Source organism: Stenotrophomonas sp. Marseille-Q4652, assembly GCF_916618915.1.
In the GTDB taxonomy this organism is placed as follows: domain Bacteria; phylum Pseudomonadota; class Gammaproteobacteria; order Xanthomonadales; family Xanthomonadaceae; genus Stenotrophomonas.
In genome coordinates this window covers 1,096,199-1,110,529 of record NZ_CAKAKE010000001.1, presented here as the reverse complement: position 1 = coordinate 1,110,529, position 14,331 = coordinate 1,096,199, and the positions used below count along the sequence as shown (strand labels likewise).

The following is a 14,331-nucleotide window of genomic DNA, read 5'->3' as shown; positions in this document are numbered from 1 at the left end:
ACGCCGGGGCGTTAGCGTGCGGCGATGAACAACACTCCACTTCGCGTACTCATCCACGGTGCTTCCGGCCGCATGGGCAAGGCCCTGCTGCGGCTGGCGGCCGAGGACGAAAGCCTGCAGGTCGTCGGTGCCGTGGTCGGGCGGCCGCCGAGCCAGCGCGTGATCGACGGCGTGCCACACTTCGCCGCCCGGGAAATGGGCGGGGCGCCGGCCTTCGACGTGGCGATAGATTTCAGCCTGCCCGAAGGCTTCGATCCTATCCTGGCCCTGTGCGTGGCCCGCGGCGCGGGCTTTGTGTCCGGCACCACCGGCATCAGCCCGGCCCAGCGCGAGGCCCTGGCCGCCTCGGCCGGGAAGATCCCGCTGGTGTGGGCCTCCAATTTCAGCCTCGGCGTGGCCGTGCTCGATGAGCTGGTCGAGCGTGCCGCCCAGGCGCTCGCCGCGTGGGACTGCGACATCGTCGAGTCGCACCACACCCAGAAGAAGGACGCGCCTTCGGGCACCGCCCTGACCCTGGGGGCGGCGGCGCAGCGGGGCGGGGCACAGCCGCATTACGCCAGCCTGCGCGCCGGCGACATCGTCGGCGAGCACCTGGTGCAGTTCACCGGGCTGGGCGAGCGCATCGAACTGGTGCATCGCGCCACCAACCGCGACATCTTCGCCCGTGGCGCGCTCCACGCCGCAAGGCGTCTGCGGGGCAAGGCGCCCGGCAGCTACCGGGTGCGCGACCTGCTGGACTGATCGCCAGCCTGAACCGGCGTCGTCGCGGGTGACCACGCACGGCCTCGCGACCGCATTCACACTGGTGCTGCCGGGTCCTTGTCGCTACAATTCCCGCTTGCCCGAACCCAGCGTCGGACCGGTCCTTGGGACTGCGTCCGCGCTTTGCTGCAACCGGTTTTTGCCCCGGTGCGCATCGGAGTCCCCCGCAGACAGAGCGAGATTCCCGTGACCCAACCCGCAATCCTTGTCCTCGAAGACGGCACCGTGTTCGAGGGCGAATCCGTAGGCGCCAACGGCCTGTCCGTCGGCGAGGTGGTGTTCAACACCGCCATGACCGGCTACCAGGAAGTCCTGACCGATCCGTCCTACGCCCGTCAGATGGTCACGCTGACCTATCCGCACATCGGCAACACCGGCATGACCGACCAGGACGACGAGGCCGCCAAGGTCTGGTCCGCGGGCCTGATCGTGCGCGACGTACCGCGTCGTCCCAGCAACTGGCGCAGCCAGATGTCGCTGCAGGACTGGCTGGTGCAGCGCGGCGTGGTCGCCATCGCCGGCATCGATACCCGCAAGCTGACGCGCATCCTGCGCGAGCGCGGCGCGCAGAACGGCGCGCTGATGGCCGGCGAGATCGACGTGGAAAAGGCGCTGGAAGCAGCGCGCAAGTTCCCGGGCCTGAAGGGCATGGACCTGGCCAAGGTCGTGTCCACCGACAAGCCGTACGCGTGGAAGGACGGCCAGCTGGACCTGGACCGCAACGAGTTCGTCAAGGCCGCGCCGCAGTACAAGGTGGTGGCCTACGACTTCGGCGTGAAGACCAACATCCTGCGCATGCTCGCCGAGCGCGGCTGCGAGGTCACCGTGGTGCCGGCGCAGACCCCGGCCGCCGACGTGCTGGCGATGAATCCGGACGGCGTGTTCCTGTCCAACGGCCCCGGTGACCCGGAGCCGTGCGACTACGCGATCGCCGCGATCAAGGTGTTCACCGAAAGGAAGATCCCGACCTTCGGCATCTGCCTGGGCCACCAGTTGCTGGCGCTGGCCTCCGGTGCCAAGACGGTCAAGATGGGCCACGGCCACCACGGCGCCAACCATCCGGTCCAGGACCTGGACAGCGGCCGGGTGATGATCACCTCCCAGAACCACGGTTTCGCCGTGGACGAGGCCAGCCTGCCGGCGAGCCTGCGCGTGACCCACCGCTCGCTGTTCGACGGCACCAACCAGGGCATCGCCCGCACCGACGTGCCGGCGTTCTCCTTCCAGGGCCATCCGGAAGCCTCGCCGGGTCCGCATGACGTGGCGCCGCTGTTTGACCGTTTTGTCGAGATGATGGCCGCCGCCCGCGCCTGAGTCATTGCCTGGTCCGCCGCGTGCGGCGGGTCGTAGGCGCCGGGCCTTCGCGCCCACGCCGCCCCTGCGGTCCCGCCGCACCAAATTTCGAGTACGAAGATGCCAAAGCGCACCGACCTAAAAACCATCCTGATCATCGGCGCCGGTCCGATCGTCATCGGCCAGGCCTGCGAGTTCGACTATTCCGGCGCGCAGGCGTGCAAGGCGCTGCGCGACGAGGGTTACCGCGTGGTGCTGGTGAACTCGAACCCGGCCACGATCATGACCGACCCGGAGATGGCCGACGCCGTCTACATCGAGCCGATCAACTGGCAGACCGTCGAGAAGATCATCGCCAAGGAGCGCCCGGACGCGCTGCTGCCGACCATGGGCGGCCAGACCGCGCTGAACTGCGCGCTGGACCTGGCCGACCACGGCGTGCTGGAGAAGTACAACGTCGAGCTGATCGGCGCCAAGCGCGAAGCCATCCGCATGGCCGAGGACCGCGAACTGTTCCGCGTGGCCATGGGCGAGATCGGCTTGGAGTGCCCGAAGGCCGCCGTCGCCCACACCCTGGAAGAGGCGCTGGAGATCCAGGCTACCGTCGGCTACCCGACCATCATCCGTCCGTCCTTCACCCTGGGCGGCAGCGGTGGCGGCATCGCCTACAACCGCGAGGAACTGATCGAGATCGTGAACCGCGGCCTGGAGCTGTCGCCGACCACCGAGGTGCTGGTGGAAGAGTCGGTGCTGGGCTGGAAGGAATTCGAGATGGAAGTGGTCCGCGACACCGCGGACAACTGCATCATCGTCTGCTCGATCGAGAACCTGGACCCGATGGGCGTGCACACCGGTGACTCGATCACCGTGGCCCCGGCGCAGACCCTGACCGACAAGGAATACCAGCGCCTGCGCGATGCCTCCATCGCCGTGCTGCGCAAGATCGGGGTGGACACCGGCGGTTCCAACGTGCAGTTCGGCATCAACCCGCGCAATGGCCGCGTGGTGGTGATCGAGATGAACCCGCGCGTGTCGCGTTCCTCGGCGCTGGCCTCCAAGGCCACCGGCTTCCCGATCGCCAAGGTCGCCGCGAAACTGGCCGTCGGCTACACCCTGGCCGAGCTGAAGAACGAGATCACCGGCGGCCTGACCCCGGCGTCGTTCGAGCCGTCGATCGACTACGTCGTCACCAAGATCCCGCGTTTCGCCTTCGAGAAGTTCCCGGCCGCCGATGCACGCCTGACCACCCAGATGAAGTCGGTGGGCGAGGTGATGGCCATGGGCCGCACCTTCCAGGAGTCGCTGCAGAAGGCGCTGCGTGGCCTGGAGACCGGCAAGATCGGCCTGGACCCGACCGGCCTGGACCTGGCCAACGCCGACGACATCACCACGCTCAAGCGCGAGCTCAAGGCCCCGGGCCCGGAGCGCCTGTTCTACGTGGGTGATGCGTTCCGCGCCGGCATGAGCGTGGAAGAGGTCTACAACCTGTCGTTCATCGACCCGTGGTTCCTGGACCAGATCGAGGAAATCATCGCCGCCGAGCAGCAGGTCGCCGCTGAAGGCATCGACGCGCTGGACGGTGCGCGCCTGCGCAAGCTCAAGCGCGCCGGTTTCTCCGACGCCCGCCTGGCCCAGCTGACCGGCACCAACGAGGCCGCGATCCGTGCCCTGCGCCGCGCGCACAAGGTGCGCCCGGTGTACAAGCGCGTGGACTCGTGTGCGGCCGAGTTCGCCACCTCCACCGCCTACCTGTACTCGACCTACGAGGACGAGTGCGAGGCCAACCCGAGCAATCGCGAGAAGATCATGATCCTGGGCGGCGGTCCGAACCGCATCGGCCAGGGTATCGAGTTCGACTACTGCTGCGTGCATGCCGCGCTCGCCCTGCGCGAGGACGGCTATGAAACCATCATGGTCAACTGCAACCCGGAGACGGTTTCCACCGACTACGACACCTCCGACCGCCTGTACTTCGAGCCGCTGACGCTGGAAGACGTGCTGGAGATCGTCGAGCTCGAGCAGCCCAAGGGCGTGATCGTGCAGTACGGCGGCCAGACCCCGCTCAAGCTCGCCCGTGCGCTGGAAGCCAACGGCGTGCCGGTGATCGGCACCAGTCCGGATTCGATCGACCTGGCGGAGGACCGCGAGCGCTTCCAGCAGCTGGTCGACAAGCTGGGCCTGAAGCAGCCGCCGAACCGCATCGCCCGCAACGCCGACGAGGCGCTGGTGCTGGCCCGCGAGATCGGCTACCCGCTGGTCGTGCGCCCGAGCTACGTGCTCGGTGGCCGCGCGATGGAGATCGTCTACGGCGAGTCCGACCTGGCGCGCTACGTGCGCGACGCGGTCAAGGTGTCCAATGATTCGCCAGTGCTGCTGGACCGCTTCCTCGATGCCGCGGTCGAGTGCGACGTGGACATCATTGCCGACAAGGACGGCAACGTCCTGATCGGCGGCGTGATGGAGCACATCGAGGAAGCCGGCGTGCACTCGGGCGACTCCTCGTGCTCGCTGCCGCCGTACTCGCTGTCGGCGGCCACCCAGGCCGAGCTGCGCCGCCAGGTGGTGGAGCTGGCCAAGGCCCTGAACGTGGTCGGCCTGATGAATACCCAGTTCGCGATCCAGGTCGGCGAGGACGGCAACGACGTCGTCTATCTGCTGGAAGTGAACCCACGCGCCTCGCGCACCGTGCCGTTCGTGTCCAAGGCCACCGGCATGCCGCTGGCCAAGATCGCCGCCCGCTGCATGGCCGGCACCACGCTGGCCGAGCAGGGCGCGACCCGGGAAATCGTGCCGGACTACTACTCGGTCAAGGAAGCGATCTTCCCGTTCGCCAAGTTCCAGGGCGTGGACCCGATCCTCGGGCCGGAAATGCGTTCCACTGGCGAGGTGATGGGCGTGGGCCGCACCTTCAGCGCCGCCTTCGCGCGTGCGCAGGAAGCCGGTGGCATCAAGACCCCGCCGCTGGGGAAGGCGTTCGTGTCGGTGCGTGACCCGGACAAGAAGCGCGTGCTGCCGGTCGCCCAGGCGCTGGTCGAGCGCGGCTACACCCTGGTCGCCACCCGTGGCACCGGCGCGTGGCTGCAGGAGAACGGGCTGGAATGCGAAATCGTCAACAAGGTGGTCGAAGGCCGTCCGCACATCGTCGATTCGATCAAGAACGGCGAGATCGTGTATATCGTCAACACGACCGAGGGCCGTTCGGCCATCACTGACTCGTTCTCGATCCGTCGCGAGGCGCTGCAGGCGCGCGTGACCTATTCGACCACCGTCGCCGGCGCCAAGGCGCTGGTGCAATCGCTGGAATTCCGTGGCACCGGTCCGGTCTGGGCCCTGCAGGAACTGCACAAGGAGCTGGAAGCATGAGGGCACCGATCACCGCAAAGGGCGCCCAGCGCCTGCGTGAGGAGCTGGAACACCTGAAGTCGGTCAAGCGGCCGAAGGTCATCGCCGCGATCGCCGAGGCGCGCGAGCATGGCGACCTGAAGGAGAACGCCGAGTACCACGCCGCGCGCGAGGAGCAGGGCTTCATCGAAGGCCGCATCAAGCAGCTGGAAGGCGAGCTTTCGCACGCCGAGATCATCGACATCAGCAAGCTCAATGCGGGCACCAAGGTGGTGTTCGGCGCGACCGTCACCCTGGCCGACGTGGAAACCGACGAGGAGCGTCGCTACCAGCTGGTGGGCGACCTCGAGGCCGACATCAAGCTCGGCCTGATCGCGATCTCCTCGCCGGTGGCGCGTGCGCTGATCGGCAAGCAGGAAGGCGACACCATCGTGATCGACGCCCCGGCCGGACAGCGCGAGTACGAGATCGTCACCGTCGAGTACATCGACTGACATGTCCACGGCCACGCTGCTGCTGCCGGCGCGTGATCGGTTTCCGGCCACCGCGCTGCCGGACGGCGTGGCCCGTGCACTGGGCCGCTCCGACCACAGCCAGGAGCAGCCGGGCGAGCAGCCGCAGTTGCGTCGCCATTTCAGCATCAGCCCAGACGGCTGGCCGGTCGCCGCACTGACCCGCCAGCTCGACGTCGGCGACGCCGCCGAGGCCTGCTGGTTGCGTGCCGATCCGGCCTACGTGGTGCCGGACATGCAGGGTGCGCGGCTGATGGGCCATGGCGAGACCCTGGCGCCGACCGAAGAGGACGCCGCCGCCCTGCTGCCGGCGTTGCAGACGTTGTTCGCCGAAGCCGGTTTCGGGATCGACGCACCGGTGCCGTCGCGCTGGTACGTACGGCTGCCGGCCGATGCCGCGTTGCCGGTATTCACCGGCCCGGACGAAGTGCTCGGCGATGACCTGTTCGCCTACCTGCCCGAAGGCGAGGGCGCGCGCCGCTGGCGTGCGCTGCTGACCGAGGCGCAGGTGCTGCTGCACCAGCATCCGTGGAACCACGTGCGCAAGGCGCAGGGCAAACCGGCGATCAATTCGCTGTGGTTCTGGGGCGCGGGCAGCCTGCCGCAGGCGGTGGATTCGCCGCACATGCAGGTACGCAGCCGCGACAGCCTGCTGCAGGCGCTGGCCAAGGCCGCAGGTGCCGACGTCGACAACCGCCAGCAGGTCGATGCGCTGGTGGACCTGCGCCACCTGCGTTCGCTGGACCAGCTTGGCAACGAGGCGATCACGCCGCTGCTGGCCGCTCTGGGGCGTGGTGAGCTGCGCCGGCTGGTACTGGATTTCGCCGACGGCGCGCGCTACAGCCTGGAAGCGTCGCAGCGCTGGCGTTTCTGGCGTCGTCCAGCGCAACTGCACGCGGCCTGAGTGCCGCGTCGCGGCCGCTTGGGCTGAACCGGCGGGAGCCGGCAAACCGCGCGGCTATCATTGCGTCCAACCGTCGCCACATGGCGACCGCCCCGTGAGTTGTTGCCTTGAATTCCAGCCATAGTCCGCGCATCAGCCGTCGCCCGATCCCTGATCCCGGGCAGTGGCCTGCGCAGATGTTGCCGCTGCTGTGCCGGCTGTACGCCGCGCGCGGCGCCACCGACGCCCACCTCGCGCAGCCGCGCCTGGCCCAGCTGCATCCGCCGGAACAACTGCAGGGCATCGACGCCGCCGTGGAACTGCTGGCCACGGCGATTTCCCAGCGCAAGCGCATCCTGGTCGTCGGCGACTTCGACTGCGATGGCGCGACCGCCACCGCGCTGGCAGTCCGCGGCCTGCGCCTGCTGGGGGCCACTGACGTGGTGCACGCGGTGCCCAACCGCATCGAACATGGCTACGGCCTCTCGGTCGGACTGGTCGCCGAGCTGGCGGCGCTGCAGCCGGACCTGCTCGTGACCGTCGATCACGGCATTGCCTGCCTGCCCGGGGTCACTGCGGCCAAGGCGCTGGGCTGGCAGGTGCTGGTCACCGATCACCATCTGCCCGGTCCGCAGTTGCCGCCGGCCGATGCCATCGTCAATCCCAACCGGGGCGACGACGGCTTTCCCAGCAAGGCGCTGGCCGGCGTGGGCGTGATGTTCTACGTGCTGCTGGCCCTGCGTGCGCACCTGCGCCGCCAGGGCGTGTTCGCGCCCGGTGCCGAACCGGACCTTGGCGTGCTGCTGGACCTGGTGGCCGTGGGCACCGTGGCCGATCTGGTGCCGCTGGATGCCAACAACCGGGCCCTGGTCGCCGCCGGCCTGCGCCGCCTGCGTGCCGGGCAGGGCAGTGTCGGGTTGCAGGCGCTGATCCGCGCCAGTGGCCGCCACGCGGCAAAGCTGTCGGCCAGCGATATTGGCTTCGCACTGGGCCCGCGCATCAACGCCGCCGGTCGCCTGGAAGACATGTCGCTGGGCATCGAGCTGCTGCTCACCGACGACCCGGCGCGTGCCGCCGACATCGCCCAGCTGCTGGAAGAGATCAACAGCGAACGTCGCGCGGTCCAGCAGCAGATGACCGATGAGGCGCAGGCGGCGGTGGCACGGGTGCAGGGGCTGTCACTGGATTCCCGCCCGCTGGCGGCCTGCCTGTATGACCCGGAGTGGCACCCGGGCGTGATCGGCCTGGTCGCCTCGAAGATGAAGGACCAGCTCTATCGTCCGGTGATCGCCTTCGCCCCGGCCGAACCCGGCAGCACGATGCTGCGCGGCTCGGCGCGTTCGATTCCCGGCTTCCACATCCGCGATGCCTTGGCAGCAGTAAATGCGCTCGCGCCGGGGCTGATGGACAAGTTCGGTGGCCACGCCATGGCCGCGGGCCTGAGTCTCCCTGCCGAACACCTGGCTGCGTTCACCGCCGCCTTCCAGGCCGAAGCAGGCCGCTGTCTGCAACCGCACCAGCTGCAGGCCGAACTGCTCAGCGATGGCGAACTGGCCGACCACGAGCTGGATGCCTCGCACGCGCGGGCGTTGCGTGCCGCCGGACCGTGGGGGCAGGGCTTTGAAGAGCCGCTGTTTGATGGGGTGTTCTCGGTCGTGCAGTGGCGCGTGCTCAAGGAGCGTCACCTCAGGCTGGTGCTGCGTACCGCCGGTGGCCGTGAGCTCAACGCCATCCATTTCGGTGGCTGGCAGGGCGTGGCGCCGTCAGCGCGCGTGCACCTGGCCTACCGTCTTGCCGAGGACGATTACCGAGGTGGCGATGCGGTCCAGCTGATCGTCGAATACTGCGCCGCGATCGAGGATGCCGGCGTTGCTGCCGGCGTACGGATGGAAGCCACTCCGGCCTGATCAAGGCCGGTGGCGCCGCGCGACGCCGCCGCTGCCTGCCGCTGTTGCGGCAGGCGCTGGAATCAAGGCGCGCGGGGTAGGCGTCGTCGCGCTGGCCACTCCTTGCCTGTAATGGACAAGGGAGGGCGGTTGAGCTGGCTTACTCGGCTTCGGCTTCGGCAGTTGCGGACTCGGCAGCGGCAGTTGCTTCCGCAGCGGCTTCCGAGATCATCCGCCGCAGGTCGGAGGCGTCCAGCAGGGTCGCTTCCAGCTCGAACGTGCCCTGCCGGTCGCCGAGGCTGGCCACGGTAACGGTGTAGCGGCCCGGATCCAGGCCCAGGACCAGGCGCGAATTGGTGCCGGCCCCGCCATCGTCGTCTTCCTGACGGACGCCCGGGCCGCTGATCGACAGCACGGTGTCGAAATCATCGGAGATTGCATCCAGCTGGATGCCGGTGATCTTGCTCAGCTCCAGGGTGAAGCTGCGACGCCCGCGCGAATCGACCACGCCACGCACGGCCTGGCCCGGCACCAGCGCCGTGCCGTCGCGCACGGCCAGTGCCGGGTCCGTGGCATCGGATGCGATGCGCAGCTTGAACTCACCGGTGTTCCCGTTCACAGCAGTCGCCGAGACGGTGTACTTGCCCGGCTGCAGGTAGGTCCTGATGCGCGCATTGAGGTTCTCTCCGCCGTCGTCATCCTCGGCCTCGACGTCCTTGCCGGACAGGGCCAGCTTCGGATCCAGCACGTCAGAGTCCATGCTGATCTTGTAGAGACCAGCGTTTTCGACCTCCAGCGTGTACTGCTGTTTGTCCTGCAGCATCCAGTCGGTGATCTCGCCCGCGACCGGCAGCGGCTTGCCTTCGTACGGGGTGATGCGGGTGGTGGAGAGCTGGAACGGGCCAAAGGCGTCGGCGCTTTCCCCGCTCACCGCCACCAGGTAATTGCCGTCGTGCGGAGCGCGGAAGGCCAGGCCCACGGTGCCGCGGCGGCTTTCCTCGCCATCCCCATTTGCCGCGTCAATGGCGCGTGCCAACAGCGAGCGCCCATCGAACACCGACAGCTGGCCGGACAGCGCGCCGGTCAGTTCCAGCGCCACGGCCTGGTCCTTCTGCATGCTGAGCTCGTAGACGCGGTGGTGGCTGCCGTTGTTGTAGTTGAGCGGGCTGGAGGAGGTGATCTCGCCTGAAACCGTCTGGCCGGTCTGCAGTTTCGCAGGGGCGCCAAAGTCGACCTTCTTGCAGGAGACCCCGGCCAGCGGCAGGGACAGGGCGAGCAGCAGCAATGCGGGACGGATGTTCAAGCGGGGCTTCCTTGGGTCGGAGTAGGCGCCGTGCCTGGCGCGAAGCGCGGAATTCTACGCGGGCGAGCGCTCTGTCGTGGAGGGGCGAGGCCGGGTCGCAAGCCGCGCCTGCAGGGCGGCGCGATGCTAGAATTTGGCCCTTGTCTGCCTTCCAAGCATTGACCCATGATCGAACTCAATCCCATCCGCCAGCGAATCACCGATCTGACCGATCGCGTGGTCTCGCTCAGGGGGTATCTTTGACTACGACGCCAAGAAAGAGCGTCTTGAGGAAGTAACCCGGGAGCTGGAAAGCCCCGACGTCTGGAACAACGCCGAATACGCCCAGAACCTGGGTCGCGAGCGTTCCAGCCTGGAAAAGACCGTGCTCGGCATCGCCTCGGTCCTTGATGGCCTGTCCGAGGGCAGCGAGCTGCTCGAGCTGGCCGAATCCGAACAGGACGAGGAGACCGCGCTGGCGGTGGTCGCCGACCTGGACAAGTACCAGGCCCATATCGAGAAGCTGGAATTCCAGCGCATGTTCTCCGGTGAGATGGACTCGGCCAGCGCCTTCGTCGACATCCAGGCCGGCGCCGGTGGTACCGAAGCCCAGGACTGGGCCGAGATCCTGCTGCGCATGTACCTGCGCTGGTGCGAAAGCCGTGGCTGGAAGACCGAGCTGCTGGAAGTCTCCGGCGGCGACGTGGCCGGCATCAAGTCGGCGACGTTCCGCGTCGAGGGCGATTTCGCCTATGGCTGGCTGAAGACCGAGACCGGCGTGCACCGCCTGGTGCGCAAGTCGCCGTTCGACTCGGACAACCGTCGCCATACCAGCTTCACCTCGGTGTTCGTGTCGCCGGAAGTCGACGACAGCATCGAAGTGAACATCAACCCGGCCGACCTGAAGACCGACGTGTACCGTTCCTCCGGTGCCGGCGGCCAGCACGTGAACAAGACCGAGTCGGCGGTGCGCATCACCCACGTGCCGACCGGCGTGGTCGTGGCCTGCCAGACCGAACGCAGCCAGCACGCCAACCGCGACCGCGCGATGAAGATGCTGGCCGCGCGCCTGTACGAGCTGGAAGTGCAGAAGCGCAACGCCGAGCGCGATGCGGTGGAAGCCACCAAGTCCGACATCGGCTGGGGCAGCCAGATCCGCAACTACGTGCTGGACCAGAGCCGCATCAAGGACCTGCGTACCGGCATCGAGCGTACCGATACGCAGAAGGTGCTCGACGGCGACCTCGACGAGTTCATCGAGGCCAGCCTGAAGTCCGGCTTGCAGGCCGGCGCCAAACGCGCCGACGCGTGATTGGGCACGGCCGTCCCCGCGGACGGCCGTTGCCTTGTTCCATCCCGGCCGAACGGCCGGTTGTTTCCTTCCCCCGCAATAGCTGACCCAACGCCATGAACGACCAGAACCCCGCGCCGCAACCCGCCGTCGACGAGAACAGCCTCATCGCCGAACGCCGGGCCAAACTCACCGCGCTGCGGGGGCAGGGCATCGCGTACCCCAACGACTTCCGCCGAGAGCAGTTCGCCGGCCCGCTGCAGGCCGAGTTCGCCGATGCGGAGACGTGGAGCGCCGAAGCGTTGGAAGCCTCTGGCCGTACGGTGAGGATGGCCGGCCGGCTGATGGCCAAGCGCGTGATGGGCAAGGCCAGCTTCGCCCAGATCCAGGACGAGTCCGGCCGCATCCAGCTGTTCCTGCAGTCCAACGCGCTGGGTGATGTCTACGCCGCCTTCAAGGGCTGGGACATCGGCGACATCATCGCCGTCGAGGGCGGGCTGACCCGCACCAAGACCGGCGAGCTGTCGGTCAAGGCCAGTGCGATCCGCCTGCTGGTCAAGTCGCTGCGTCCGCTGCCGGACAAGTTCCACGGCCTGGCCGATGTGGAGCAGCGCTACCGCCAGCGTTATGTCGACCTGATCGTGACTCCCGAGTCACGCGAGGTCTTCATCAAGCGCTCCAAGATCATCCGTGCGATCCGCGCGTGGCTGGACAACCGCGACTTCCTCGAAGTCGAGACGCCGATGATGCATTACATCCCCGGCGGCGCGACGGCCAAGCCGTTCACCACCCACCACAACGCGCTGGACCTGGACCTGTACCTGCGCGTGGCGCCGGAGCTCTACCTCAAGCGCCTGGTCGTCGGTGGCCTGGAGCGCGTGTACGAGATCAACCGCAACTTCCGCAACGAAGGCGTGTCCACCCGCCACAACCCGGAATTCACCATGATGGAGCTGTACGAGGCCTACGCCACGTACCACGAGGTCATGGACCTGACCGAAGGCGTGATCCGCGACGTCGCCGTGCAGGTGCTGGGCACCACCGAAGTGGAGTGGGACGGCGCGAAGATCGACCTGGGCCCGGCGTTCCGCCGCTGGCGCATGGACGAGGCCGTGCGCCACTACAACCCGGAAATCACCGCCGCCGACTGCACCGATCGCGAGGCGCTGCTACGCCACTGCGAGCGCCTGAAGATCCGGGTCAAGCCGTCCTACGGCTGGGGCAAGTTGCTCCTGGAGATCTTCGAGGCCACCGTCGAGCACCACCTGGTGCAGCCGACCTTCATCACTGACCACCCGGTCGAGGTCTCGCCGCTGGCCCGTTCCAGCGACACCGAGCCCGGCTACACCGACCGCTTCGAACTGTTCATCAACGGCAAGGAACTGGCCAACGGCTTCTCCGAGTTGAACGACCCGGAAGACCAGGCCGCGCGCTTCAAGGCCCAGGTCGAGGCCAAGGATGCCGGCGACGACGAGGCCATGCATTTCGACGCCGACTACATCCGCGCGCTCGAGTACGGCATGGCCCCGACCGGCGGCCTGGGCATCGGCATCGACCGCCTGGTGATGCTGCTGACCGGCAGCAGCTCGATCCGTGACGTGCTGCTGTTCCCGTACATGCGCCCGGAAAACTGACCGGCCCGGCGGGCCTGTAGTCCGCGCTGCGTCCACCCCCGACGGTGTCCTGGTCCAGGCCGGGCGCCCGCTGGGGGTTTTTATTCTGGGCCGCCCTTCCGCCTGAATCTGAATGGGAAAGGCGCGCGGCCGCGGTCCGCCGCATTCCCGGTACGGATGAGGGCTTTTGCTCGCATCGCGGAGGGGGACGTCAGGGAAAATCCGATGCGCCGTGGCAGGGCCAATGGATGAAACCCCGGCTCCACGGCGCTAGAGTGCAACAACCGCACGACGTCACCAACGCCATGGGAGGGGGAGGGATGATCGAGAGCAGTCCACCGGGCGGTGCCGCACAGGCCGCCAGCTTCCCCGCCAGTCCCCACGATTGGGGCGCTGCCGCGGGCAGCGAGTTGAATATCGTCATCGTCGACGACCAGACGTCGGCGCGCACCATGCTGCGCCACGTGATCGAGGACATCGCGTCCGAGCTGGTCGTGCACGACTTCGCTGATCCGCTGTCGGCGTTGTCATGGTGCGAGAGCCATCGCGTCGACCTGCTGCTGCTGGATTACCGCATGCCCGGCATGGACGGGCTGGAATTCGCCCGCCGCTTCCGGCGCCTGCCGCGCAACCGCGACATCCCGGTGATCCTGATCACCGTTGTCGGCGACGAGCCGGTGCGCCAGGCCGCGCTGGAAGCCGGCGTGATCGATTTTCTGGTCAAGCCGATCCGCCCGCGCGAACTACGCGCCCGTTGCCACAATCTGCTGCGGTTGCGGAAGCAGACCGAAACGGTCAAGCAGCGTGCGCTTTCGCTGGAGCAGCGCCTGCTGGCCAGCATGCACGAGGTCGAGGAGCGCGAGCGCGAGACACTGTCGCGGCTGGCACGCGCCATCGAGTACCGCGACGCGGGCACCAGCGCCTTCCTCGAACGCATGTCGCACGTGGCCGGCCTGATCGCCGAGCAGCTGGGCCTGCCCGAGGAAGAGGTGCGGGTCATCGAGATGGCCGCGCCGCTGCACGACATGGGCAAGATCGCCATTCCCGACGCGGTGCTGCTCAAGCCGGGCAAGCTCGACGAGGAAGAGATGGCGGTCATGCGCCGGCATCCGCGCATCGGCTACGAGCTGCTCAGTGGCAGCCAGAACCGTTTCATCCAGGTCGCGGCCCTGATCGCCCTGCGCCACCACGAGCGCTACGACGGCAGCGGCTATCCCGATGGCCTGGTCGGCGAGGCCATTCCGCTGGAGGCGCGGATCGTGGCGGTGGCCGACGTGTTCGACGCGTTGCTGTCGCCGCGCCCGTACAAGGACGCCTGGAGCATGGATGCCGCGCTGGCCTACCTCTATGCCCAGCGTGGCCGTCTGTTCTGCCCGCGCTGCGTGGACGCGCTGATGCGCAGCCGTCCGGCGCTTGAGCAGATCTGCGCCAAGCACTCGACCGCCTCGCCGAGGCCGGGGGCGTGAG

General features: G+C 67.9%; 10 protein-coding genes. 9 read left to right on the top strand and 1 reads right to left on the bottom strand.

Annotated elements, in window-relative coordinates; translation table 11 throughout:
• The first annotated feature begins 24 nt into the window (after positions 1-24).
• The 6 genes from dapB to recJ all read left to right on the top strand — a co-directional run bounded on the left by dapB (position 25) and on the right by recJ (position 8,699).
• Complete coding sequence (dapB, locus tag LG380_RS05065) at positions 25-741, top strand: 4-hydroxy-tetrahydrodipicolinate reductase (RefSeq protein WP_225763886.1); 717 nt, start codon at positions 25-27, stop codon at positions 739-741.
• Positions 742-948: 207 nt separating this feature from the next.
• Positions 949-2,076, top strand: coding sequence for a glutamine-hydrolyzing carbamoyl-phosphate synthase small subunit (gene carA / locus LG380_RS05060; RefSeq protein WP_225763885.1), 1,128 nt, complete (start codon positions 949-951; stop codon positions 2,074-2,076).
• A gap of 99 nt (positions 2,077-2,175) precedes the next feature.
• The gene (gene carB / locus LG380_RS05055) at positions 2,176-5,418 is read left to right on the top strand and encodes a carbamoyl-phosphate synthase large subunit (protein ID WP_225763884.1); all 3,243 of its coding nucleotides are present in this window, start codon (positions 2,176-2,178) and stop codon (positions 5,416-5,418) included.
• Entirely contained in the window at positions 5,415-5,891 is a 477-nt protein-coding gene (gene greA / locus LG380_RS05050) for a transcription elongation factor GreA (RefSeq protein WP_225763883.1), read from the top strand. Before carB ends, greA begins: the two co-directional genes overlap by 4 nt.
• 1 nt (position 5,892) lies before the next feature.
• Positions 5,893-6,813: a phosphoglycerate mutase gene (locus tag LG380_RS05045; RefSeq protein WP_225763882.1), complete on the top strand. Its 921-nt coding sequence runs from the start codon at positions 5,893-5,895 to the stop codon at positions 6,811-6,813.
• Positions 6,814-6,920: 107 nt separating this feature from the next.
• The gene (gene recJ / locus LG380_RS05040) at positions 6,921-8,699 is read left to right on the top strand and encodes a single-stranded-DNA-specific exonuclease RecJ (RefSeq protein WP_225763881.1); all 1,779 of its coding nucleotides are present in this window, start codon (positions 6,921-6,923) and stop codon (positions 8,697-8,699) included.
• 139 nt (positions 8,700-8,838) lie between these two features.
• Here recJ and LG380_RS05035 read toward each other — a convergent pair whose 3' ends face one another.
• Entirely contained in the window at positions 8,839-9,981 is a 1,143-nt protein-coding gene (locus LG380_RS05035) for an ABC transporter substrate-binding protein (protein WP_225763880.1), read from the bottom strand.
• 165 nt (positions 9,982-10,146) lie between these two features.
• Between LG380_RS05035 and prfB the strand changes: the two genes are divergently transcribed.
• The 3 genes from prfB to LG380_RS05020 all read left to right on the top strand — a co-directional run bounded on the left by prfB (position 10,147) and on the right by LG380_RS05020 (position 14,330).
• Positions 10,147-11,272, top strand: a protein-coding gene (prfB, locus tag LG380_RS05030; protein WP_225763879.1) for a peptide chain release factor 2 whose coding sequence is annotated in 2 segments (ribosomal slippage) — positions 10,147-10,221 and positions 10,223-11,272 — 1,125 coding nt in all. Because the reading frame shifts where the segments join, the coding sequence is not laid out codon by codon here.
• A gap of 95 nt (positions 11,273-11,367) precedes the next feature.
• Positions 11,368-12,885 (top strand): lysine--tRNA ligase, encoded by a 1,518-nt coding sequence (lysS, locus tag LG380_RS05025; RefSeq protein WP_225763878.1) that lies wholly within the window; start codon positions 11,368-11,370, stop codon positions 12,883-12,885.
• A 389-nt stretch (positions 12,886-13,274) separates the two neighbouring features.
• Positions 13,275-14,330 (top strand): two-component system response regulator, encoded by a 1,056-nt coding sequence (locus LG380_RS05020; RefSeq protein WP_318780093.1) that lies wholly within the window; start codon positions 13,275-13,277, stop codon positions 14,328-14,330.
• Position 14,331 lies beyond the last annotated feature (1 nt).